Source organism: Acidimicrobiales bacterium (assembly GCA_022452145.1).
Classification (GTDB): Bacteria; Actinomycetota; Acidimicrobiia; order Acidimicrobiales; family MedAcidi-G1; genus UBA9410.
In genome coordinates this window covers 69,523-92,907 of sequence record JAKURY010000008.1, presented here as the reverse complement: position 1 = coordinate 92,907, position 23,385 = coordinate 69,523, and the positions used below count along the sequence as shown (strand labels likewise).

21 protein-coding genes are annotated in these 23,385 nt (G+C 69.1%); 4 read left to right on the top strand and 17 right to left on the bottom strand.

Annotated features, from left to right (window positions below; all coding sequences use genetic code 11):
* From MK177_04610 to MK177_04590, 5 genes are all read right to left on the bottom strand, one after another.
* Positions 1–967: TIGR03842 family LLM class F420-dependent oxidoreductase (locus MK177_04610; GenBank protein ID MCH2426598.1), on the bottom strand; the 967-nt coding region annotated here is incomplete at its 3' end.
* A 16-nt stretch (positions 968–983) separates the two neighbouring features.
* Positions 984–2,471 carry a CoA-acylating methylmalonate-semialdehyde dehydrogenase gene (locus MK177_04605; protein ID MCH2426597.1) on the bottom strand — a complete coding sequence of 496 codons (1,488 nt, stop codon included), beginning with the start codon at positions 2,469–2,471 and terminating at the stop codon, positions 984–986.
* Positions 2,472–2,533: 62 nt separating this feature from the next.
* Positions 2,534–3,946, bottom strand: coding sequence for a dihydropyrimidinase (gene hydA / locus MK177_04600; protein MCH2426596.1), 1,413 nt, complete (start codon positions 3,944–3,946; stop codon positions 2,534–2,536).
* Between the two features lie 40 nt (positions 3,947–3,986).
* On the bottom strand, positions 3,987–5,288 hold the full coding sequence (locus MK177_04595; GenBank protein ID MCH2426595.1) for an aspartate aminotransferase family protein: 1,302 nt from the start codon (positions 5,286–5,288) through the stop codon (positions 3,987–3,989).
* Positions 5,289–5,308: 20 nt separating this feature from the next.
* Positions 5,309–6,151 carry an acyltransferase gene (locus tag MK177_04590; protein ID MCH2426594.1) on the bottom strand — a complete coding sequence of 281 codons (843 nt, stop codon included), beginning with the start codon at positions 6,149–6,151 and terminating at the stop codon, positions 5,309–5,311.
* Positions 6,152–6,396: 245 nt separating this feature from the next.
* Between MK177_04590 and MK177_04585 the strand changes: the two genes are divergently transcribed.
* Both MK177_04585 and MK177_04580 read left to right on the top strand, forming a co-directional pair.
* Positions 6,397–7,479, top strand: coding sequence for a phosphotransferase family protein (locus MK177_04585; GenBank protein MCH2426593.1), 1,083 nt, complete (start codon positions 6,397–6,399; stop codon positions 7,477–7,479).
* Between the two features lie 29 nt (positions 7,480–7,508).
* On the top strand, positions 7,509–8,348 hold the full coding sequence (locus tag MK177_04580) for a uroporphyrinogen-III synthase (GenBank protein MCH2426592.1): 840 nt from the start codon (positions 7,509–7,511) through the stop codon (positions 8,346–8,348).
* Between the two features lie 15 nt (positions 8,349–8,363).
* Here MK177_04580 and MK177_04575 read toward each other — a convergent pair whose 3' ends face one another.
* Entirely contained in the window at positions 8,364–9,599 is a 1,236-nt protein-coding gene (locus MK177_04575; protein ID MCH2426591.1) for a DNA recombination protein RmuC, read from the bottom strand.
* Between the two features lie 64 nt (positions 9,600–9,663).
* A complete protein-coding gene (locus MK177_04570) occupies positions 9,664–11,055 on the bottom strand; it encodes a phosphatidylserine/phosphatidylglycerophosphate/cardiolipin synthase family protein (protein MCH2426590.1) in 1,392 nt (463 codons plus the stop codon).
* 61 nt (positions 11,056–11,116) lie between these two features.
* Between MK177_04570 and MK177_04565 the strand changes: the two genes are divergently transcribed.
* A complete protein-coding gene (locus MK177_04565; protein MCH2426589.1) occupies positions 11,117–11,806 on the top strand; it encodes a type 1 glutamine amidotransferase in 690 nt (229 codons plus the stop codon).
* Between the two features lie 21 nt (positions 11,807–11,827).
* Here MK177_04565 and MK177_04560 read toward each other — a convergent pair whose 3' ends face one another.
* From MK177_04560 to MK177_04550, 3 genes are all read right to left on the bottom strand, one after another.
* On the bottom strand, positions 11,828–12,703 hold the full coding sequence (locus MK177_04560; protein ID MCH2426588.1) for a hypothetical protein: 876 nt from the start codon (positions 12,701–12,703) through the stop codon (positions 11,828–11,830).
* A gap of 220 nt (positions 12,704–12,923) precedes the next feature.
* Positions 12,924–14,279, bottom strand: coding sequence for a pyridoxal-dependent decarboxylase (locus MK177_04555; GenBank protein MCH2426587.1), 1,356 nt, complete (start codon positions 14,277–14,279; stop codon positions 12,924–12,926).
* A complete protein-coding gene (locus MK177_04550; GenBank protein ID MCH2426586.1) occupies positions 14,276–14,797 on the bottom strand; it encodes a MarR family transcriptional regulator in 522 nt (173 codons plus the stop codon). Before MK177_04550 ends, MK177_04555 begins: the two co-directional genes overlap by 4 nt.
* 74 nt (positions 14,798–14,871) lie before the next feature.
* Here MK177_04550 and MK177_04545 point away from each other — a divergent pair, with 74 nt between their 5' ends.
* Positions 14,872–16,185: a hypothetical protein gene (locus MK177_04545; GenBank protein ID MCH2426585.1), complete on the top strand. Its 1,314-nt coding sequence runs from the start codon at positions 14,872–14,874 to the stop codon at positions 16,183–16,185.
* A 53-nt stretch (positions 16,186–16,238) separates the two neighbouring features.
* Here MK177_04545 and MK177_04540 read toward each other — a convergent pair whose 3' ends face one another.
* The 7 genes from MK177_04540 to MK177_04510 all read right to left on the bottom strand — a co-directional run bounded on the left by MK177_04540 (position 16,239) and on the right by MK177_04510 (position 23,385).
* On the bottom strand, positions 16,239–16,907 hold the full coding sequence (locus tag MK177_04540) for a GntR family transcriptional regulator (GenBank protein MCH2426584.1): 669 nt from the start codon (positions 16,905–16,907) through the stop codon (positions 16,239–16,241).
* Positions 16,904–18,115 (bottom strand): acyl-CoA dehydrogenase family protein, encoded by a 1,212-nt coding sequence (locus MK177_04535; protein MCH2426583.1) that lies wholly within the window; start codon positions 18,113–18,115, stop codon positions 16,904–16,906. Before MK177_04535 ends, MK177_04540 begins: the two co-directional genes overlap by 4 nt.
* Positions 18,112–19,302, bottom strand: coding sequence for a CoA transferase (locus MK177_04530; GenBank protein MCH2426582.1), 1,191 nt, complete (start codon positions 19,300–19,302; stop codon positions 18,112–18,114). Before MK177_04530 ends, MK177_04535 begins: the two co-directional genes overlap by 4 nt.
* On the bottom strand, positions 19,299–20,555 hold the full coding sequence (locus tag MK177_04525; GenBank protein ID MCH2426581.1) for a cytochrome P450: 1,257 nt from the start codon (positions 20,553–20,555) through the stop codon (positions 19,299–19,301). Before MK177_04525 ends, MK177_04530 begins: the two co-directional genes overlap by 4 nt.
* Positions 20,552–21,808 (bottom strand): hypothetical protein, encoded by a 1,257-nt coding sequence (locus tag MK177_04520; GenBank protein MCH2426580.1) that lies wholly within the window; start codon positions 21,806–21,808, stop codon positions 20,552–20,554. The genes MK177_04525 and MK177_04520 overlap by 4 nt, the downstream gene beginning before the upstream one ends.
* 120 nt (positions 21,809–21,928) lie before the next feature.
* Entirely contained in the window at positions 21,929–22,132 is a 204-nt protein-coding gene (locus tag MK177_04515) for a ferredoxin (GenBank protein MCH2426579.1), read from the bottom strand.
* A complete protein-coding gene (locus tag MK177_04510; GenBank protein MCH2426578.1) occupies positions 22,129–23,385 on the bottom strand; it encodes a cytochrome P450 in 1,257 nt (418 codons plus the stop codon). Before MK177_04510 ends, MK177_04515 begins: the two co-directional genes overlap by 4 nt.

Here is a 23,385-nt window from a genome sequence, read left to right as displayed (position 1 = left end):
AAGCATCGAGCGTCTCGTCCTGCTGGTCGTGCATGAGGTAGATGGCGAACTGGTCCACGCCGAGGGCCTCCAGCTCCTGCAGCCGCTCGATGAGGGACGCCCCGTCGCCGAGGATGCAGAACCGGTCGATGATCTCGTCCGGGACGAAGTCCGTGTGCTCGGCACCGGCCCGCCCGTGCTCGGTGTAGTCGTAGCCCTTCCGACCCTCGATGTAGTCGGTGAGGGCCTGGGGCAGGGCCGAGCCGTCAGAGCCGTAGCGACCGACCAGGTCGGCCACATGGTTGCCGACCATGCCTCCGAACCACCTGACCTGTTCGCGCTGGTGGGCGATGTCGTCACCTACGTAGGCCGGTGCCACAACGCAGATGGTGATGGAGTCGGGATCACGTCCGGCCTGCTCGGCTGAGCGCTTCACCGCCCCGATCGTCCACTCGGCTATCTGCGGGTCGGCCAGCTGCAGGACGAACCCGTCGGCCTTCCGGCCACACAGGTCGAGCGCCTTAGGGCCGTAGGCGGCCATCCACATCGGCAGCGACCCACCACTGCGCCACGGGAATGTCTGGGTTGTGCCGTTGTACTCCACGGTGCCACCCTCGGCCAGGCCCTTGATAACCCCCATGGACTCCTCCAAGGTGGCCAGGTTGCACGGCTTTCGGCCGATCACCCTCATGGCCGAGTCACCGCGCCCGATGGCACAGACCGTGCGCTCGCCGAACATGTCGTTCAGCGTGGCGAACACCGAGGCGGTGACCGTCCAGTCCCGGGTGCCCGGGTTCGTCACCATCGGGCCGACGACCATCTTCTGGGTGGCCGCCAGCATGGCGCTGTGGATCACGAACGGCTCCTGCCAGAGCACATGGCTGTCGAACGTGTACGCATGGGTGAACCCCAGGGCCTCCGCCTTCCGGGCCAGCTCCACGACCCGCCATGCCGGGGGGTCGGTCTGCATCACCACGCCGAAGTCCATCAGCTACGCCGTCCGATCAGTCGTTGCGGGGGAACCCGAGGTCGACGCTGCTCGTCGAGGGATCGGGCCACCGGCTGGTGATCACCTTGGGCCGGGTGTAGAAGCGCAGGCCCTCGGGTCCGTACATGGTCGTGTCACCGAACGCCGAGTCGTTCCACCCGCCGAACGAGTGGTATCCGACGGGCACCGGGATGGGCACGTTGATGCCGACCATGCCGGCGTCGGCATCCCTCTGGAACTGGCGGGCCGCGCCGCCGTCCCGCGTGAAGATGGCGGCACCGTTGCCGAACGGGTTGTCCCGGATCATCCGGACGCCCTCGGCGTAGCTTTCGGCGCGGACGACGGACAGCACCGGCCCGAAGATCTCGTCGGTGTAGACGCTCATGTCGGTGGTCACCCGGTCCAGCAGGGTCACCCCCAGGAAGAACCCGTCGTTGTCGAAGACCTGGTCCCGACCGTCGACCACCACGTCGCACCCTGCGTCGGCCCCGGCCTGTACGTATCCGGCCACCCGGTCCCGTGCCTCCCGAGTGATGAGTGGGCCCATCTCCGATGCCGGATCGGTACCCGGCCCGATGACCAGCTTCTCCATCCTCACCCGGATGGAATCCACCAACTGGTCGGCGATGTCGCCCACTGCCACCACCACCGATATGGCCATGCAGCGCTCGCCTGCCGACCCGTAGGCAGCCGAGACGGCTGCGTCGGCCGCCATGTCGATGTCGGCATCGGGCAGCACGATCATATGGTTCTTGGCACCACCGAGGGCCTGGGCACGCTTGCCGTTTGCCGTCGCCGTGGCGTACACGTAGCGGGCGATCGGGGTGGAGCCGACAAAGCTGACCGCCTTTACGTCCGGGTGGTCCAGGAGCCTGTCGACGGCCACCTTGTCACCTTGCACCACGTTCAGGACGCCCGGCGGGAACCCGGCCTCCTGGAACAGCTCGGCCACGAACAGCGGGGCCGAGGGGTCGCGTTCCGACGGCTTCAGGATGAAGGTGTTCCCACAGGCCACGGCGTTGGGGAACATCCAGAGCGGGACCATCGCCGGGAAGTTGAACGGTGTGATGCCGGCCACCACGCCCAGGGGCTGGCGCACGGTGTACACGTCGACGCCGCTGCTGGCCTGTTCGCTGTGCATGCCCTTCAGGGCTTCGGCCACCCCACAGGCGAACTCGATGTTCTCGATGCCGCGGGCCACCTCGCCCCGGGCGTCGTCCAGGACCTTGCCGTGCTCGGCTGTGAGTCGCTGGGCGACCTCCTCGGCATTGGCCACCACCAGGTTCCGGAACTCCAGCAGGAGTTTGGTGCGGCGGGCCAGGGAGACCCCACCCCACTCTGCGAACGCCGAACGGGCCGAGGCCACGGCGGCATCCACCTCGGCCACCGAGGCCAGGCCCACCCGTCCGACCTGTCCGCCGGTGGACGGATCGAAGACCGGACCGGTATTGCCCGACGTCGATGCGGAGGGCTGCCCGTCGATCAGGTGCTGGATGTCGTACATGTGGCTTCCGCCTTCGGTGGTGGGCCGGCAGTCAGGGCCGGCGGGTGGTTACTGGCGGGTGGTTACTGCAGGTAGGTGGACAGGCCCCGGCGGAGGTAGACGCCATGGCCCTTCTCGCCGTGGTAGGCATCGTCGGAGATCAGGATCCGACCCTTGGACATCACGGTGTCGACCTTGCCGTCGATCGTGGTCCCCTCATAGGCCGAGTAGTCCATGCTCATGTGGTGGGTGTCGACCGAGATCTCGGTCGTGGCGGCCGGGTCGTAGAGCACGATGTCGGCATCCGACCCCGGGGCGATGACCCCCTTCTGCGGGTACATGCCGAACATCCGGGCCGGGGTGGTGGAGCAGGTCTCGACCCAGCGCTCCAGGCTCAGCTCGCCCATGGCGACGCCCTGGTAGATGAGGTCCATGCGGTGCTCGACGCCGCCGATGCCGTTGGGTATGGCCCGGAAGTCGTCCCTGCCGAGCTCCTTCTGGTCCTTCATGCAGAACGGGCAGTGGTCCGTGGCCACGATGGCCAGGTCGTTGGTGCGCAGGCCGCGCCACAGGTCCTTGTGGTGGGTGTGCTCCCTTGTGCGCAGGGGTGGCGAGCAGACGAACCCCGCCCCTGCGAAGCCCGGTGCCCCGAGGTGGTCCTCCAGGTTCAGGTACAGGTACTGCGGGCAGGTCTCGGCGAACACGTTGTGGCCGGCGTCGCGGGCCTCGGCGACCCTCTCCAATGCCTCGCTGGCCGACAGGTGGACGAAGTAGACGGGTGCCCCGACCATCAGCGCCAGCTGAATGGCCCGGTTGGTGGCCTCGCCCTCCATCCGGGAGGGCCTCGTAATGCCGTGGTACACCGGATCGGTCTGGCCCCTGGCCGCGGCCTGCTCGGCCAGCACGTCGATAGCGATGCCGTTCTCAGCGTGCATCGTTATAAGGGCGCCGTTGTTGGCGGCCTTCTGCATGGCCCTCAGGATCTGGCCATCGTCGCTGTAGAAGACGCCCGGGTAGGCCATGAACAGCTTGAAGCTGGTGATCCCCTCGTCGACCAGCGAATCCATCTCCTTGAGCGCCGCCTCGTCGACGCCGCCCAGGATCATGTGGAAGGCGTAGTCCACGGCGCACTGGCCCTCGGCCTTGGCGTGCCACGCTTCGAGGCTGTCACGGACGTTCTCGCCGGTCTTCTGGACGGCGAAGTCGACGATGGTCGTCGTGCCACCCCAGGCGGCCGCACGGGTGCCGATCTCGAAGGTGTCCGAGGCGAAGGTCCCGCCGAACGGCAGCTCCATGTGGGTGTGGCAGTCGATCCCGCCGGGCACCACGTACTTCCCGGTGGCGTCGATGACCCGGTCGGCACCCGACTCTGCCGAGACGGCCAGCGTCGAGCCCGGCTGGAGCACCGCCGCGATCGTCGTGCCGTCCACCAGCACCTCGGCGGCGTGGCGTCCCGTGGCACTGACCACCGTTCCGTTCTTGATGAGCGTCGTCATGGTTCCCCCTTCAGGTCCCTTGTCGCGGTCCGGGCCCGCCTCAGCCAAGCCCCTCGATGATGCGTACCAGCACGTCCGCCGCCTCGTCTATCTCTGCCTCGGTGACGGTCATGGGAGGGGCGATGCGCAGCACGTTGCCATATAGGCCACCCTTGCCAATCAGCAGACCGGCGGCACGTGCCTGCTCCATGATCCGGCCGGCGACCCCGCTGTCGGGTTCCAGCGATCCGGCCTGGACCGTCTCAATCGCCAGCATCAGGCCCTTGCCCCGCAACTCGGCCACCACCGCAGACGCCTCGACGGCGGGCCGTAGGTGGCCAGCCAGGCGTTCACCCATGGCCAGCGCGTGGCCTTGGGTGTCGTGTTCCAGCATGTAGCGGATGGTTGCCAGGGCGCCCACGCTGCTCATCGGGTTGCCGCCGAAGGTGGAGATGGAGTTGCCGGGCAGTGAGTCCATCAGCTCCGCGCCCGCCACCACGCCGCCGAGGGCCAGGCCGTTGCCGACCCCCTTGGCAAAGGTCAAGATGTCCGGTGTCATCCCGTGGGCCTGGTAGCCCCAGAAGTTTTCGCCCGTCCGGCCCCAGCCAGTCTGTACCTCGTCCGAGATGAACAGGACCCCGCGGTTGTCCAGCTCCTTCTTCATGGCACCAAAGAAGCCGTCCGGTGGGGTGGCGAACCCGCCGACTCCCTGGATGGGTTCGGCAATCATGGCCGCCACGTCACCGGACGTCATCATGTCGAAGACCTGGTTCAGGTCGGCCACGCAGGCCTCGGTGTAGGCCTCGTCGTCGAGGTCACGGAACGGGCTGCGCAGGCGGTAGCCGCCGTGCACGTAGTTGACGGAAAGGCCGCTGACGCTGGTCGGAGACCAGGACCTCTGGGCCGTGATGGCAATGGTGGTGAACGACCGCCCGTGGTAGCTGTTGCGTAGCGCCAGTACCTGGTTGGACCTGCGCGAGACGGTAGCCAGCAAGAGGGCTGCGTCGTTGGCCTCGGTGCCCGACGTGGTGAAGAACACCTTGGCGTCGGGGATGCCCGACAGCCCGGCGATGAGCTCGGCCAACTCGATCATGGGTTCCGACAGGTACAGGGTCGAGGTGTGGAACGTCTTCGGTGCCTGGGCCCGGACCGCCTCGGTGATCTCGGGGATGTTGTAGCCGAGGCTGGTGGTCAGGATGCCGCCGAAGAAGTCGAGGTACCGGGTGCCCTCGACGTCGAAGACGTGGCGGCCCTCGCCATGGTCGAACGAGATCGGCGGGTCGTAGTAGAGCGACAGCCAGTCGGGCAGGACGGCCCGGTGCCGTTCCAGGAGTTCGGCGTTGGTGGTCATCGGCAACTCCATGTCGGGGCTCGCGCTGCGCGTCAGGCCCGGGTCAACGGGTCGTACATGTCTGGGCGGCGGTCCCGGTAGAAGGCCCACTGGTTGCGGACCTCGTCGACCAGGTCCAGGTCCAGGTCCCGCACTATCAGCTCAGTGTCCTGATCGGAACAGACGTCGCCCACGAACTGCCCACGCGGATCCACGAAGTAGGTAGTGCCGTAGAAGTCGTTGTCGCCCAGGTCCTCGATGCCGACCCGGTTGATGGCCCCGACGAAGTACATGTTGGCCACGGCCGACGCCGGCTGTTCCAACTGCCACAGGTAGGACGACAGGCCCCTGCTGGTGGCCGACGGGTTGAACACCATCTGGGCGCCGTTGAGGCCCAGCGCCCGCCAACCCTCGGGGAAGTGCCGGTCGTAGCAGATGTACACGCCGACCCTGCCGACGGCGGTCTCGAACACCGGGTAGCCGAGGTTCCCCGGTCGGAAGTAGAACTTCTCCCAGAAGCCCTTGACCTGCGGGATGTGGGTCTTGCGGTACTTGCCCAGGTAGGTGCCGTCGGCATCGATCACCGCAGCCGTGTTGTAGAGCAGGCCCTCCTGCTCCTTCTCGTACATCGGCAGGATCAGAACCATGCCGTGCTTTGCCGCCAGCTCCTGGAAACGCCTCGTGGTCGGCCCGTCCGGGATGGCCTCGGCGTAGTCGTAGTAGTCGGCGTCCTGCACCTGGCAGAAGTAGGGGCCGTAGAAGAGCTCCTGGAAGCACATGACCCGGGCTCCGGATGCGGCTGCTGCGGCAAGGTGCTCCTCGTGGAGCTGGATCATCGACTCCTTGTCGCCCGTCCACCGGGTCTGGAGCATCGCCGCCCGTACCTCGTTCGCCATCTCCGCCTCCCTGGGCTCTCACGTCCGATGTCCCCTGGCGACGCCGCTGTGGGAACGGTGCAGGGGAGCTGTCAACGCGGACAGTAGTGGCACCAGGAAGCGATCCGGGAAGGGGGCCAGCAGAATCTTCTGCTGGCCTTATGCCGGCAGAAGCGGTACCAGAACCCTCGGAGGAGCCACCCTCGAGCCACGGGTCCGCGCGGCCGCCTCGGTCTCGACCCGGAGGTACGTGGGATCCTTGTCGAATGACCAATGGGGCCCCGGGCGTCGGTGCGGATCCCGACCAGTCATTGCTGGAGGACGGTGACGGCCTGCTGGACTGGTCGACCCTGCAGGCCTGGATCGCCCAGAGTCCAGCCCCCGGAAGTGGTCCGGTGGTCACGAGCCGACTGCTCGGTGGCGGAACCCAGAACAACCTCTTCATGCTGATTCGGGCAGACGGCACCCCGATGGTCCTGCGTCGCCCGCCCCGGCACCCCCGCCCGAACAGTGACGAGACCATGTTGCGCGAGGCCCGGGTACTCACGGCGATCGAGGGTCGCGGCGTCCCGCAGCCCGTCTGCCACGCGGTCTGCGACGATCCGTCGGTCATCGGCACCTGTTTCTTCGTCATGTCGGCGGTGGAGGGCTTCGCCCCGGTGGGTGACCTCCCCGGCCGCTACGGCACCGATCCCGACTGGCGCCACCGCCTGGGCCTCGCCATGGTCGACGCCATCGCAGCCCTGGCCCGCATCCGACCCGACGACGTCGGGTTGGGCGGCCTGGGTCGTCCCGACGGCTGGCTGGAACGCCAGGTCGGTAGATGGCGGCGACAGCTGGAGTCCTATGCGGCATTCGACGGCTACGACGGGCCTGACCTGCCCGGGGTCGACCGTGTCGGAGGCTGGCTGGAGGCGCACCGACCCGACGACTTCACCCTCGGGATCATCCACGGTGACTACCACCTGGCCAACGTCATGGCCGCCCACGATCGTCCCGAGCTGACCGCGGTCCTGGACTGGGAGCTGACCACCCTTGGCGACCCCCGCCTGGACCTGGCCTGGCTCCTGACCACCTCGGGCGGGGTCGGCTCGTTCGAGACGGCGGCCGACGGGTTCCCGACCACGGCGGAGTTGGTGAACCGGTACGCCGACGGGACCGGCCTCCCCCTCGACGACCTGACCTGGTGGCGGACGCTGGCCTGCTACAAGCTGGGCATCATCCTGGAGGGCACCAACGCCCGGGCCGCGGCCGGCCGGGCCCCAGTCGAGACCGGCCGGGACCTCCACCGACGGGCGGTCGACCTGTTCGACCAGGCTTCCGACCTGATCGACGGGAACCGGGTCTGAGGGTCGGCCTGGCCCGGCATGCTTGTCACATGACCGGAGGATCGGCCGAACCACCGCTGGCGGGCTGGCGCGTAGGCGTAACCGCCGACAGGCGGGCCGACCAGCAGGTAGAGGCACTCCGTCGCCGGGGCGCCGAGGTGGTGCACGGCTGCACCATGCGCACGCTCGACCTCTCCGACGACGCCCGCCTGCTCAAGGTCTCGCGGGCACTGGTCGACCAGCCGCCGGACACCCTGGTGCTCCAAACGGGCATGGGCCTGAACATGTGGCTGGACGCCATGGACGGCATCGGCCTCGGCAACCAGGTCCGGGCGGCGCTAGGCCACTGCGAGGTGCTGGCCCGCGGACCCAAGGCGGTGAGCGCCGCCAGACGGGCCGGCCTCGTGGTGGCATGGTCGGCACCGGATGAGCTGTTCGCCCAGATCGTGGACCACGTGGCGACCACAGGGGGCAGGGACCGGCTGGCCCTGCAGGTCGACGGCACCGACGAGGAGGTGCTGGCTGCGCCGCTGGAAGCCATATGTGGCGTCGTCACGGTGGTCCCGATCTACCGTTGGGCGCTGCCGGTCGACGTCGGTCCGGCCGAGGCCCTGGTGGACGCCGTCTGCGACGGCGGTCTCGACGCCGTGACGTTCACGACCCGGCAGGCTGCAGTCCACCTCGTCGAGATTGCCGAGGCCCGGGGCCGTCGGGACGACCTTGTGGCCGCGCTGGACGGAGTCCGGGTGGTGCCGGTGTCGGTCGGCCCGGTCTGCTCGTCGGCGATGAGATCCCTCGGAATGACCGGGCTGGTGGAGCCGCAGCGGGCACGCCTGGTGGCCATGTTGGATGTCCTGGCCGAGGTGGCCGTCGCCCGTTCGGCCACCTGAGGCCGCAGGCTGGGATCAGCCCCGGGAATCCTCCGGATCGGGTAGTTCGTCGACAGCGGATGGAAGTTCGGCTGCCCGCAGGTCACGGGCCCGAGTCTCGATCTCCGACATCTCGGGGAGGTTCTCGGACCCGATCCCGAGGTCGGGGAACCGGCGCATCGTCACCAGAAGGCGGCTGTCGATCGAACCGATGAGCTCGTTGAATGCGCCCACCGTCGAGTTGAGCCTCTTACCGGTCGTCTCCACGTCGCCGAGGATCTTCCCCACCCGCTCGTAGAGCTCCTTTCCCAGGTCGGCGACCTCGCGGGCGTACTCGTTCACCCGGGCCTGCTGCCAACCTCCGGCCACCGCCCAGAGAAGGGCCAGCAGGTTGACCGGTGAGGCCAGCAGAACCCGATGTTTGATCGCCTCCTGGAGGAGCGTCGGCTGGACCCTCAGAGCGTCGGCCAGGAACGACTCTCCGGGGACGAACAGCACCACGAACTCCGGCGAGGGTCCGTCGTCGACCGCCCAGTACCTCTTCTTGGCGAGCTCCTTGACGTGCTCGCCAAGTGCCTTGGCGTGGTTGTTCAGTTCCCGGTCGACCAGTGCCTGGTCGGTGGCCTCCTGGGCGCGGAGGTACGCATCCAACGGCACCTTCGCGTCTACGGCCAGGTGGGCGCCGTTGGGCAACCTGACAAGGACGTCGGGACGGACGCCTGCACCGTCGCGGTTCTCGCCCGACGTCTGCTCGGTGAAGTCGCAGTAGGACTCCATACCGGCGAGCTCGATCACGTTCCGGAGTTGGTTCTCCCCCCAGACCCCACGGGCCGTCCGCGACCGGAGGGCTTCGGACAGCGTGGTAGTCGACGTCTGCAATTCGGTGAGCTGCAACCCCAGACGGCTGGTGAGGGTGTCGACGGCGCCACGGTCCTTCTCGTGGGCCGACCGGAGATGACCGACCGTCTCGTCCAACTTCTTCATCTGGATGCCCAGTGGGTCCAGCAGCCCCTTGGTCTTCTCGTGGACCGTGGCCATCCGCTCCTCGGCGAGCCTCAGGAACTGGTCGGTGTTGCTGTTCAAGGCATTGATCGCCGTCTCGGCGACCTGGGCCTTCACCTCGGCTCCGATCTGCTGTGCCAACGCCGTGGCGTCGACCACCGGGGCACCCGGATCGGCAACTACCGGTGCCGGGCGTCGAACCGCCCAGACGACGGCCATGACGGCGACCAGCATGGCGAACACGGCTACGAGGACCAGGGCGATCTCCATGTGACGAACGTAGGCGCGCCTTGTGACAAGGGCGCGGCAACCGGCTCCAGGTCGCTACGACCGGTCAGGTCGCCCAGCCGGCAGGGTCGATGGCGCAGGCGAATCCGTCCAGGTCCTCGCCCGCCGTCCGACGCCGGGAGTTCTCCCGGGCCACCTCCATGATGCGAACCATCGCCTCCCGCCCATCCATGCCCACGGACGAGAAGCCACCCTGCTCGTCGACCTGCCGGACCCGGAACGCCCTGGCCACGTCGGCGTCCCAGAACGACACGTTCATCTCGGTGTCGCCCTGGAATGACGAGAAGACGAGGTTGGTGGATCCGATGGTGGCCCACAGGTCGTCGACCACCGCCGTCTTGGCGTGCACGTAGATCTCCCGGTAGCCCCGGTCCGCACGCGCACAGGGCGCCGACAGGCAGAACCCGTCGTAGGCACCCAGGGCGGCCAGAGCGTCGTAGCCGGCGGCGATGCCCGGGTGGGCCCGGGCGGCAGCCAGCTCCGGCATCGGGTTGCCGGGAACCGAGGCCACGACCAGCACCCCGCGCTCCAGGGCGTCGCGCAGCGCCACGAGCACCACCCGGCTGAGCAGGATCTGGTCCTCTATGTACACGTAGTCCCCGGCCGCTGCGATGGCCGACAGGTACTGCTCCCGCACGGAGTTCTCCCCGTCGGGCAACGCCTCGTAGAGGCCGGGCAGCACGCTGCGCTGGATCTGTGCCGTGGTCGGACCCAACTTGCCGGTCCTCGTCGTCGGGGCAGGCAGGTCGTCGGTCTCGCCGGTTGGCCACGACCCGTGCTCTCGCCCACGCTCCGACGCACCGTTCCAGCGCATCACGAAGTTGTCGTGCACGTCGGTCGCCGCCGGCCCCCGGACCAGGCAGTGCACGTCGTGGACATCGGCGTAGCTATCGTCGCCGACCACCTCCGGTCCCGGATCGGGCTCGGCATGGTCCGGACCGGCCATCGAGCTCTTGCCGATGTTGATCCCGCCCACGAAGGCGACCTCGGCGTCGGTCCCGGCGTCGACCAGCCATGCCTTCTGGTGCTGGCACTGACGGCCCACTGCGTCCCAGCGGGCCTGCCACCGCGTGGACCGACTACCCAGCATGCTGATCGACGACTCCGTGCCACCGAAGGTGTCGTCGGGATGGACCGCGACGAGGCCACCGAGGCGGCCCTCCGGGTGCCAGAAGAGCACCCGGACGTCAACGCCGCGGGACGCGGCATCGTCCATCAGGTCGAGGAAGGTGCCCCGACCGCCGGGGAACCGGGCATCGGTCTCCAGGAAGGCCACGCACACCCGAACCGACGTGGTTGCCGCCTCAACCGCCGCGGCGATCCGGTCGAAGGCCACCGCGCCGTCCACCAGGGGCTCGATGTGGTTGCCGACCCGCGGCGCAAACGCCGCTCCGGACGGCGGTGGTATCCGGGTCAGGTCGTCTGGATCGGTCGCCATGCCCACACGCTAGATGGCCCGGTCGTCGGCAGATCCGACCGGCGACCTAGGGTTCCGCCCCGTGAAACGGGCACTGGTCATCGAGCACGACGAACACGGTCCCGCAGAGGGCGTGGGCGACCACATCGTCGAGCACGGCTACCAACTGGACGTCTTCCGGGTGATGGACGACCCGGCCGACCCGGTCTGCACCAAGCCCTACCCGGACGCCACGGGCTACGACGCCCTCGTCGTGACCGGCTCGGCGTGGTCGGTCACGGACACGGACTCGATCGGCTCGTGGATCGGTCGCGAGATCGAGATGGTCCGGACGGCCCACGACGCCGGGGTCCCGGTGCTTGGCCTGTGCTTCGGCGGCCAGGTCCTCTCGGCGGCACTCGGCGGCGAGGTCGGCCGGGTGGACCCCCCGGAGTTCGGCTGGTACGAGGTCGACACCGACCTACCGGACGCCGTCGCCCCCGGACCCTGGTTCGAATGGCACTACGACGGCTTCACCGTGCCCGACGGCGCCACCGAGATCGCCCGCACCGCCGTCTCGCCGCAGGCCTTCCGGATCGGCCAGAGCATCGGCACGCAGTTCCATCCGGAGATCACGCCCCGCCTGGTCCGCCTGTGGATCGGGATGGGCGAGCGGGCACTGCGGGCCCACGGCGTGGATCCCACCGTCATGGCCGCCCGGACCGTCGACGAGGCGGAGGACAACCGCGCCCGGTCCGACGCCCTGGTCGACTGGTTCCTGAACGGCGCCTGAGCCGGGCGCCGACCGAGCCAGTCAGGCGGTCCAGCCGCCGACGGGCCGCTCGAACCACATGTGGATCTGGCCGGTACCGGCCGCCGACTCGTAGTCCGAGTACGCCACGCCCGGCGCCCGGCAGTCCCGTCCGCCGATGGCACCCACCATCATCAGGTAGTGGCCGAACAGGCCCTCCGGGGCATGGGCCCGGAACGCCGGGTAGCCGTCGATGACCACCGCGTGGTCCCCCGCCTCCCACTGACCGATAATCGCCTCGTCGGCCGCTCTGGCCTCAGGCGTGATGATGTTGTCGAGCGACGATGACTCGTGGTCCCGGAACACGTCCAGCGGCCAGAACCTGTGGCTCAGCCCACCGGAGGCCAACAGCACGACCCGGCGGTCCATCGCCTCTATGGCCTCGCCCAGGAGCCGACCCCAGAGCAGGAAGTCCTCGGCCCGGGCGGTGCCGCAGGTACTGGCCGTCATCCACCGCTCCTCGCCCTGTAGAAAGCCCAGCAGATTGACCGTCGGGTAGTGGATGGGCAGGTACGGGTCGTCGACGGCGGTGATCCAGGTCCCGTGGTCGGTGGCCATGGACGCCAGGGTCCGAGCCAACTTGGGATCGCCCGGGATGTCATACGGCATTGCCGACATTCCCCGGGGCAGTTCGTCGGATGTGTAGTGGCCCGTCCTCCGTTCGTGCGAGGTGACCACCATCTCGACGAGGGTGAACCAGTGGGTGTCGAACACAACGAAGGTGTCGGCGCCCAGGCGGTCCAGGCACTCGGACCTCAGGCGGTGCAGGCCGGGGACAAGGCTGATCTCCTCGCCGTCGTTCAACTCCCGCCGAACGCCTTCGGGCAGCACGATGGGCGGCACGTGGGACACGACGGCGGCACCGACGATCTCACCCATGGGTTGGCTCCGTTCCGATCGGCTCCCGGTGGGGAGGCACGGTCACCACCTTAATCGTTTGGATCCAAATGATTCAACCGGCGGCGAGAGCCAGAGGACTGCTGTCGGCCTGACGACCGCCAACGCCCTCCTCGGGGCACGGATAGCCGCCGCCCTGGCCCACTCGGACTAGCCCGACGTCAGCAGAAGCGGGGTGCTGTCAGGCGGAACGCCCTTCGGGTCAGTCGGCCAGGCCATCCAGCACGGCGGCCACTGCCTCCACCTCGGTGGCGGGATTCACGAAGCAGAACCGCAGCACCGGTCGACCCTCCCAGCGGGTGGGCACGCAGAGCACGATCCCCGACCTGGCGTTGTGCTCGGACCAGGCCTGGTAGTCGTCGTCGGTCCAGCCGATCCGCTCGAACAGCACCACCGACAGGTCGGGTTCCATGACCAGCCGCAGCTGCGGACGCCTCCCGATCTCGGCGACAACGGCGCGGGTCGTGGCCAGCACCGTCTCGACTGCGTCCCGGTAGCGATCGGTCCCATAGGTGGCCAGCGAGAACCAGAACGGCAGGCCACGCGCCCTGCGGGTGAGGTGCACGGCGAAGTCCGCCGGGTTCCACTCCGAGCGGTCCACCGACTCCAGGTAGCTGGCGAACTGCGAGTGGGCGGCAGCCCCGTGCTCCGGCTCCCGGTAGATGAGGGCACAGCAGTCGTAGGGGGCGAACAGCCACTTGTGGGGGTCCACCACGAACGAGTCGGCATGCTCGACCCCGACGAACCGGTCGGCCACCGACGGGGCGACCAGGGCCGCTCCGCCGTACGCCCCGTCCACGTGCAACCAGATGCCGTGCTCCCGGCAGACCCGTGCGATGCCAGCCAGGTCGTCCACCACGCCGGCATTCGTCGTGCCGGCCGAGGCCACCACGGCGAACACGCCGTCGCCACCGCCGGAGGCCAGCACGGCAGCCAGGCCGTCGCCGGTCATTCGGCCCCGCCCGTCGCCGGGGACGTCGAGGATGCCGCAGTCCATGACCTTCGCCGCGGCGCGAACCGAGCTGTGGGAATCGGCCGTGGCGGCCAGGCGCCAGGCACCAGGCCGGTCGACCCGGCCACGGCGCGCCCTCTCACGCGCTGCCACCAGCGCACTCAGGTTGCCCATGGTGGCCCCGGACACGAAGCAGCCACCGGCCGTCTCCGGCCAGCCGAGGAGGCCGACCAGCCACGCCAGAGCCTGGTTCTCGGCCACGATCGCCCCGGCGCCAGCCTCCCAGGTGCCGGCGAACATCTCTGCGGCGCTGACCGCCAGGTCGAACACCAGGGCCGCCTCGGTGGGAGCCGCCGGAATGAAGGCCAGGTTCATCGGATTGTCCTGAGCCCGGGTGGCAGGCACCAGGACCTGGGTGAAGAGCCGGAGGGCCTCGTGGCCGCCGATGCCCGTAGGCACGACGGTGTCGCCCATGGCGGCATGCAGTTCATCGGCCGGTCGGGCACGGGCCATGGGATCCTGGCCCCCGGCGATCCTCCGCCGACTCCAGTCCATGACCGACCGGAGCAACTGCTCGTCGTGCCGCCAGAAGGGTTCGGGAGTCACCTGGCGCCCAGGCCCTCGGCCGTGCGCAGCACCGTGCGCAGGAGCCGGGCCAGGGTGGCCGTCTCGTCATCGGTCAGGCCACCGGTGACCTGGGCCTCCTCGCGGTTGAAGGCCGGCATGACCTCGTCGACCACCGTGGTACCCGCTGCGGTGAGTGCCACCCCGACGCGTCGCCGGTCGGTGGGGACCGGGCGACGGACGGCCAGCCCCTTGCGCTCAAGGGTGTCCAGCACGCCGGTCAGGGTGCCCCCGGAGATCCCGGCCTCGGATGCGAGTTCCCTGGACTCCTTCTCACCCCAGACGTGCAGGACGAACAGGACCACGAAGGCGCTCCAGGAGAGGGCATGGGGCTTCAGGACGTTTCGTTCCATGTGGTTCCGGACCGCCGTGGCAGTCCGGAACACGTTCGAGACGGCGGCCAGGGAGAGCAGGTCCAGGTCCAGGCCCGCCATACGGTCGCGGATGAGGCGTTCGGCCGCGACCAGCTCGTCGTCGCCTGCGGCAAATGCACGGGGCATGTGGGCACACTACTGTTCGGGGCCAAACGATTCACGCCGACCCGGCTGTCGGCAATGGAGGCCAGCCAGGACCGATGACCGACCACCGTCGCATCCGCGTGCTGTGGCCCGACCACCTGGCCCTCCCGCGTGGCAAGTACCTCCCCGCCCACCTGGCCGGCCTGGGTACCAGGCACTCGATGTCGGTGTTCGCGCTCACCTACGACCGGGACATGGTCCCCGCCCCGGGTACCCGGATGCTCGAGGGCTTCCCGGACATGGAGTGCGTGATCGACCTCGCCATCGTCCGCAAAGGCTGGGAGGACGGGGTCGGCGTGGTCATCGGCGACCTCGAGGCTGGGGGCGCCCCCGTCGCCTTCGCCCCCCGCAACGTGCTGAAGGACGCCGTGGCCGCCTGGGAGGCCCTGGGCTACACCCCGAAGGTCGGCATCGAGTTCGAGGCCTTCGTGATGCAGCCGGACGGCGAGGGCGGCTGGGCTCCCTACGACTGCCCGGGCTCATTCGTCTACGGCACGGGACCAATGAACGACCCGATGGGCATCGCCGAGGCCATCCACGACGTGGCCGACGCCGTGGGCTTCCGCCTGGAGTCGGTCAACACCGAGTTCGAGGCCGCCCAGTTCGAGTTCACCCTGGAGTACGACGACGCCCTGGCGGCGGCTGACGACGCCTTCCTGTTCCGGACCATGGCCCGGGACGTGGCCTACGAGATGGGCCACCTGCTGACCTTCCTGCCCCGACCACTCATGGACCGGGGCGGCAACGGCCTGCACGTGAACCTGAGCCTCGTCGACGCCGACGGGAACAACGCCCTCCTGGACCCCGACGGTGCCGACGGCCTGTCCGACCTGGCCCGCCAGTGCATCGCCGGACAGCTGCACCACCTGTCGGCCATGGGGGCCGTGTGCGCTCCGACCGTCAACTCCTACAAGCGCCTCCGTCCGGGACAGATGTCCGGCTACTGGAAGAACTGGGGGCACGACCACCGGTGCGCCACCATCCGGGTCAATCCGGAGCGGGACGGCTCGACCCGACTGGAGAACCGCATGCCCGACGGGTCAGCACCCATCCACACAGCGGTGGCCGCCGTGCTGACCGGGGCCCGGCTGGGCGTCGAGGCGGAGCTGGAATGCCCCGGGGCCGAGACCGGCGACGCCATCGAGGAGGCCTGCACCGAGGAGTTCGTGGCCGACGGGCTGGGCGAGGCCCTGGCCGCCCTGGCCGCCGACGACACCTTCGCCGACGCCCTCGGCCGGGGCCTGGTCGACCAGGTCACCATGGTCAAGGAGGCCGAGCTCGAGAAGTACCTGGCTGCCGTCGGCGATGAGGCGGCGGCACGCGACGAGTTCACAGACTGGGAGAAGGGCTTCTACCTGCCCTACCTCTAGCCCGCTCCCCGGACCCCGACCCGTTGCGACGGAGACCGATCGGCCGGCTCGACTCAGACCGAAGCCGCCCCGCGCCGGATGTGGGCGAGCATCTCGACCTCGGCACGGTCGGGATCCCCGGACATGACCGCCTCGTGGAGCACCCGGTGTTCCTCGTAGTCGACTGTCGAACCGTGGCGTGCCGACTCGGCGAACGAGAGCAAGGCCAGCCCACGACCCCAGATGGTGTCGAAGCAGTCCACCAGCACCGGGTTGCCGGCCGCCAGCACAATGGCCCGATGGAAGTCGCGGTTCGCCCGGTAGGCGGCGGACGGCTCGTCGACAGGCACGTTCTCTAGGCCGACCAGGGCATCGGCCATGGCCGATCCGGCGTCTGCGGCCCTGGTCGCGGCCACCCGGGCCGCCCACCCCTCGACCGGCTCGCGTACCTCGTACATGGCCCGGACGTCGGCGGCATCCAGGGACCGGATTACGAAGCCCTTGGTCGCCGGCTGGACCAGGCCGTCGGCCTCCATGCGACGCAGGGCATCGCGGACCGGTGTCCTCGAGATGCCGAGCTCGGCGGCCAGGCGGTCCATGATCAGTCGGTCCCCCGGCGCGAAGTCGCCATCCAGGATCGCTGTCAGGATCCGCTCATAGGCAAGCTCGGCCAGGCTGCGCTCTCCCGTGTCGATCGGTGCAAGCGTCGACGGTCCCGCCATGGCGGCCGTCCGGACGCTCACGCCCGGTCCGCCAGGCGTTGGAAGCCGTCACGGGTCTGGGGGAGCTTCATGTCCAGCACCCGGGCCGCCACGACCGTCCGCAGGATCTGGGCCGTCCCGCCGCCGATGGTGAACATCCGCACGTCCCGGCAGATGCGCTCCATCGGGTTGTTCCGCGAGTAGCCGGCGGCTCCGAAGAGCTGCAGGGCGTCGTTGGCCACGTCTATGCAGGCCTCCGATGTGAAGACCTTGGCCTGTGCGGCCAGGGCCGGATCAGGAAATGGGCTGTCGTCCGGGCCACGTGAGTCGGCGGCCCGGTAGGTCAGGCTGCGAGCCGCCTCCAGCCGGATGCTCATGTCGGCCAGCATCCACTGGACGCCCTGGAACTCGGCGATGGGGCGATCGAACTGCTCGCGCTCCTTGGTGAAGGCGACGGCACGCTCGTACGCACCGGTGGCCAGTCCCAGGGCGACCGTGCCGGCCCCTACCCGCTGGCTGTTGTACGAGTTCATCAGCTCGGCGAAGCCGCTCCCGAACCCGGACGGTGGAACCAGCACCATTTCGGCATCGACCTGCATGTCCTCGAACAGGACCTCCGTCTCCGGAATGCCCCGCAGGCCCATGGTCGGCTCCCGCCGGCCGATGACCAGTCCCGGCGTCTCGTCGCGGATGGCGAGGAACCCGCCGATGCCCTCCTCGTCACCCTGCTCGTCGAACACCCGGGCGAACACCAGGTGGAGGCGAGACACGCCGCCACCAGTTATCCAGTGCTTCTTCCCGTTCAGCACGTAGGAATCGCCCCGACGGTCGGCCCGGGTGGTCATCTGCGAAGCGGCGCTCCCGGCTCCGGGCTCGGTGATGCAGATGGCGGGCTTGTCGCCGCCCAGCACCAGGTCGGCGGCCAGGCGTCGCTGGGAATCGGTGCCGTAGGCCAGGATCGCCGAGATGGCCCCCATGTTCGCCTCCACGGCGATCCGGCCGGTCACACCGCACTGCTTCGCCATCTCCTCGACCACGAGGACGGCGTCCAGGAGGGAGTGCCCGGGTCCGCCCAAGTCGGTGGGCACGGTCATGCCGGTCATGCCCGCATCCCGGAGAGCCTCGACGTTCTCCCACGGATACGACTCGGTCCGGTCGACATCGGCGGCGCGTGGCCCGACAACCTCTGTGGCCAGCGCACGGGCCCTCGCCTGCAGGTCCAACTGCTCCTCGGTGAGCTGCCACATCATGCGTTCTCTCCTGTCGTCAGGTCGTCAGTCCGGACGCCGCTCCAGCGTTCGATGATCTCGTCTACGGATGCCCCACCGAGCACGGCTCCCAGGGTCTCGATCCACCCGGGAGTGTCCACCAGCCGGGGCACCACGCCGGGCACGGTGACCGGTCCGACGGCGGGGTGGTCGATGGTTACCACAGAGTCGCGGGCGGCCACCTGCGGGTGGTCCAGGTACTGGTCGACCGTCCGGACGAGGCCACAGGGAACGGCGGCCGCCTCGCAGAGGTCGACGACGGCACCGGCTTCGAGGCCGGCCACCCAGTCGCCGACCAGCACGTTCACCTCGTCACGTCGGGCGATACGGGCCTGGTTGGTGGCGTAGCGATCGTCGTCCAGTAGATCGGACCTACCCATGACGGCGGCCAGGTGTCCGAACATCCGGTCGTTGGTGCAGGCGATGGTCAGCCACCGACCGTCGGCGGCCCGGTAGTTGCTGTGGGGGACCGACCGGTGGGTCTCCGGGCCCATGCGTTCCCTGCCCATGCCGGTCGCCGCGAACACCGGCAACAGTTCGTCGAGGATGCGGGCCACGCCGTCGTACAGGGCGACGTCCACCAACTGGCCGCGGCCGGTCTCGTCGCGGGACCGAGCAGCCAGGAGCACGCCGAGGGCGCCGTAGATGCCGGCCAGGTAGTCGGCCAGGCCCGAGGATCCCGAGAGCCCCGGCGACCCGTCCGGATCGCCTGTCAGGTGTGTCATGCCGGTGAAGGCCTCGGCGATCCGGGCCACGCCCGCGGTGGCGGCCAGGGGCCCGATCCGGCCGTAGCCGCTGACCGAAAGCTGGATCAGGCCGGGGTTCCGTTCCCGGAGTGACTCGAACCCGATGCCCCAGGCCTCCATGGTTCCTGTGCGGAAGTTCTCGACCAGCACGTCGGCCGATGCCACGAGCGATCGGAATCGTCCGGCACCCTCGGCGGTCCGCAGGTCGATCTCGACGCTGACCTTGTTGCGGGTGTCGCTCAACCACCACCAGGTGTCGCCGTCCGGTGCCTCGGTCCCGAGGCGCCGCATCGGATCCCCAACGCCGGGCTGTTCCACCTTTACCACGTCGGCCCCGAACTCACCCAGGATCGAGGCGGCGAACGGGCCCGCCAGGATGGTCGCGGCGTCCACCACCCGCAGGCCCTCCAGCGGTCGGGTCATCTGGGGCCCGCCACCTTCATCTCGAGGCGCTCTACGCCGTTCACGAAGTTGGATGAGACCAGTTCCGGCGCTCCCACCTGCTCGAGGCTCAGGTCACGGGCCAGGACGTCGGCGACCAGGGCCGAGATCTCGATGCGGGCCAACGAGGCACCAAGGCAGAAGTGGGCGCCGCCGCCGCCGAACGCCACGTGGCCCGGCACCTTCGGGCGCCCCACGTCGAAGGCCTGTGGATCGTCGAAGTGGACCTCGTCGAAGTTGGCGCTGGCGTACCACATGACGACCTTCTCTCCCGCCGCCACATCGGTCCCGGCCAGCGTGGTGTCAGCCGTCGCCGTCCGCCGGAAGTAGAGGATCGGTGAGGCGTGGCGCACCACCTCCTCCGCTGCCGTGTCCAGCAGGTCCGGATCGGAACGGACCCGGTCGAACTGGTCGGCGTGTTCGACCAGGTGGATGCCCAGGTGGGACATGGCCGACCGGGTCGTCTCGTTGCCGGCGAAGATCATGAGTTGGAAGAAGCGGGCGAATTCGGTCTCGCTGAGCCGCTCGCCACCCACCTCCGCAGTCGCCAACTCTGACAGGAGGTCACCGGTCGGATGGTCCAGCCGCTGGCGGCGGGCGCGCCGCGCGTACTCCTCCACCCCGTGTGCCGCCGGGCTGTTGAACGGCAGCTCCCGCAGGGGTCGCGTGTTTCCGTAGGCACCGGGGTCCAGCTCGGCCGACGAGGTGCCCTCGACCAGGTGATCGGTCATCTCGATCATGAGGTCGTGGTCCTCCTCGGGGATGCCCATGAGGGCGCAGATGACCCCGATCGGTATCGGAGCGGCCACCGTCGAGACCCAGTCGCCCCCGCCTGCCTCCACGAACCGGTCCATCTGGCGCCGAACCCGACCACGTACGTCGTCGACATAGCCCTGTACGTGGCGGGGGGTGAACGCAGAGCTGACGAGACGACGGAGCCGGGTGTGCACCGGAGGGTCCAGGTCGATCATCGACGCTCTGACGGAACGGACGTCCTCGTCCACGTCGTAGATCTGGATGTGGCCCAGCTCGGAGGAGAACGTGGCCGGATCCCGTGACACGGCCACCAGGTCGTCCAATCGGGTGACCGACCAGAAGCCCGACCCCCAGGGTCCGGAAGGGTTCCAGACGAGGCCGGGCTCACCGCGGAGACGGCGGAACTCGTCATGGGGGATTCCGTGGTCGTAGGTCGCCGGATCGGCGAGGTCCAGTCGGTTGGTCACGGTCCCAGTCATGGACGGGCCTCCTCGAACGGCCGTGGCTGCCGATCGCTCCTCCGTGCCGCCTCGCGGGCGGTCATGGCGAGGAGGTCCCGCTGCACGATGCTGCCACCGAGTCGGTGGGTGACCGACGACAGCCGGTCGATGTCCCCTGCTACCTCGTCGTACCGGCCCGCCCGGTAGGCACGGATGGCCGATGCCACCGGCCGGACCACCAGGTCGAACGTCTCGTCGTTCTCCGATGCGCCACCCCTGTGGCAGGCGTCCAGGCCGGCCCAGTAGCGCCCTGCCCCCGGGTCGTCCGGACAGGTCGCGAATGCGAGGGCGGCGTGGATGTCAAGGAAGCCCGTGGTGTGGAGCTGGTCGTGGTCACGCCACCTCGCGGCCAACGTCGGCCACCGGTCACCGACGTCGCAGCCGGCCAGTTCCAGGCGCCACAGCATCGACGTGAGGTCGGTTAGGCCGAACGCCCTGTCGGTCCCGGGGATCCGCTCGTCGAAGACGTCCAGGCACTCGTCGAACTCTCCGGCCGACATGAGCCGCAGCACCAGGTGCCAGAGGAGATGGAGGGCCAGGTGGTCCCGTTCCTCCCAGTCAGTCCGGGTGCTCCGCAGGTGTCCGATGGCCTCGGCATGGCGGTCCTGCATCTCGTACACGTGGGCCAGGGCGTGCAGCGCCCAGATGTCGACCGGATCCACCTCCAGGGCGAGGTGGCCGAACCGCTCGGCCTCGTCGTAGTGGCCTGACTCCTCGAGCGCGAAGGCGTGCTGGCCGGCGGCCACCCCATAGCCCGGGTCACCCGGACGGAGGCGGCCGATCACCGCCGTCGAGGCCTGGAGCCTCCGGGCGTCGTCACCCACGTGCAGGTAGACGTCGTGGGCCATCCTGGTCGCCACCACGTCGTGCGGGTGGCGGGCACCGATGGCCTCCCACCGTGCGGCTGCCACGGTGAAGTTCCCGTCGACCAGCGTGGCGACGGCCTCCTCATGGCTCCGTTCCCGTTCTGTGGCACGGGCGCATCGGGCTTCGAGCGCTGCCAGATCGGTCTGCAGGGCCTCCGACAGCGGGTCGTCACCGCCGAGAACCGAGCCTGCCGTCGTCATCACCAGGCCCATTACGAAGGCGTCGTCGGTCGCCGTCAGCTCGTGTAGTCGATCGATTGGGTCACCACGAAAGTCCAGGACCTCGCCGACTGCCGCATCCCAGACGTCAACCGAGGCCGGGCGGGCGGCGGTGACAACCTGGCCGAAACGGTCTTCGCCGATCACCGCCGCCGTCCCGGGTTTCCCGCCAGGGACTCATGTGGCAATCCGCACATGTAAACACCGTATACGGTATTCAATAGGTTGTCGATCCCCTTGACGCCCGCGTGGAACCCCTGCTGGCCCTCAGTCCTCGAGGATCGAGATGGCCATGCTGGGACACCGTTCGACCACCTCGGCCGCCCGCTCCCGTCCCAGGGTCGCCCCGTCGACCACCCGGGAGATCGCCGTCTCATCGTCCAGCCTGAATACCTCGGGCTCCAGCAACTCGCACTGACCGATGCCGATGCACCGGTCGACATCCACCGCGAGTCGGACGGGACCGCTCACGCCAGGACCCCGAGTTCCAGGGACTCCACGCCGTGGACGAAGTTCGAAGCGAGCCGTACCGGCTCGGACCGCTGTTCGAGGCGGACGCCGCGGCGCGCCATCTCCTCGAGCAGCACCTGGACCTCCATCTTCGCCAGGAACGCCCCCAGGCAGAAGTGGGGGCCACCTCCGCCGAAGGCGAAGTGCGGGTTGTCGGATCTGGCCACGTCGAACCGGAACGGCTCGTCGAACACCTCGGGATCGCGGTTGGCGGCCGCGTACCACATCACCACCTTGTCGCCGGCGGCGAGCGGCGTCCCGGCCAGCAGCGTCTCGCGGCTGGTGGTCCGCCGCATGTGAAGGATCGGCGTGGCCCACCGGATCACCTCGTCGACGGCCGTTGGGACCGTCGACGGGTCGTCCACCACGGCCGCCCACTGGTCGGGGGACTCGGCGAACGCCATGCCCCCGTGGATGATCGCCGTCCGCGTCGTCTCGTTGCCGGCGAACACCAGCAGTTGGAAGAAGTTGCGGTATTCGGCGGGTGTCAGCCGTTCACCGTCGGCCTCTGCAGTGACCAGGCCGGTGACGAGGTCGTCGGTCGGCTCGGCCAGCCGGAGCTGGCGCATCCGCTCGCCGTACTCGAACAGGGCGTAGCTGGCCGGGCTGTTGAACGGCAGCAGGCGTGTCGGCGTCGTGTTGCCGTAGGCGTCGTCGGGCAGCGACGGTCGGTCGCCCGTGCCCTCCACGAGGTGGTCGGTCAGCTCCACCATGTAGTCGGCGTCGACCGCCGGCACCCCGAGGATGGCAAGGATCACGCGGATGGGCAGCGGCGCGGCCACCAGCTCCACCCAGTCACCGCCACCCCGGGCGACGAAGGCATCGACCAGGTCGGCTGCTATCCCCCGGGCGGTGTCCTCCCAGGATCGGGTGGCCTTCGGTGTGAACACCCTCGACACCACGCGTCGCAACCGCGTGTGGTCCGGGGCGTCGGAGTCGATGAGCGAGCGCCGGGCCTCGAGGGCGTCGGCCTCCAGGTCCCAGAGGTTGGTGTGGCCGATGGCCGACGAGAACACCTCCGGGTTCCGGGAGACCTCCCGCACGTCGGCGTGCCGGGTGACGGCCCAGAACCCGTTGTCATCGTATGGATGCCACACCAGGCCTTCGGTCTCCCGGATGGCCGCGAAGCCGTCGTGGGGTATGCCGTCCAGGTAGATCACCGGGCTGGCAATGTCGGCGGGGCTGGGCGGTCGGTCCATCGTCTCGGCGTGCAT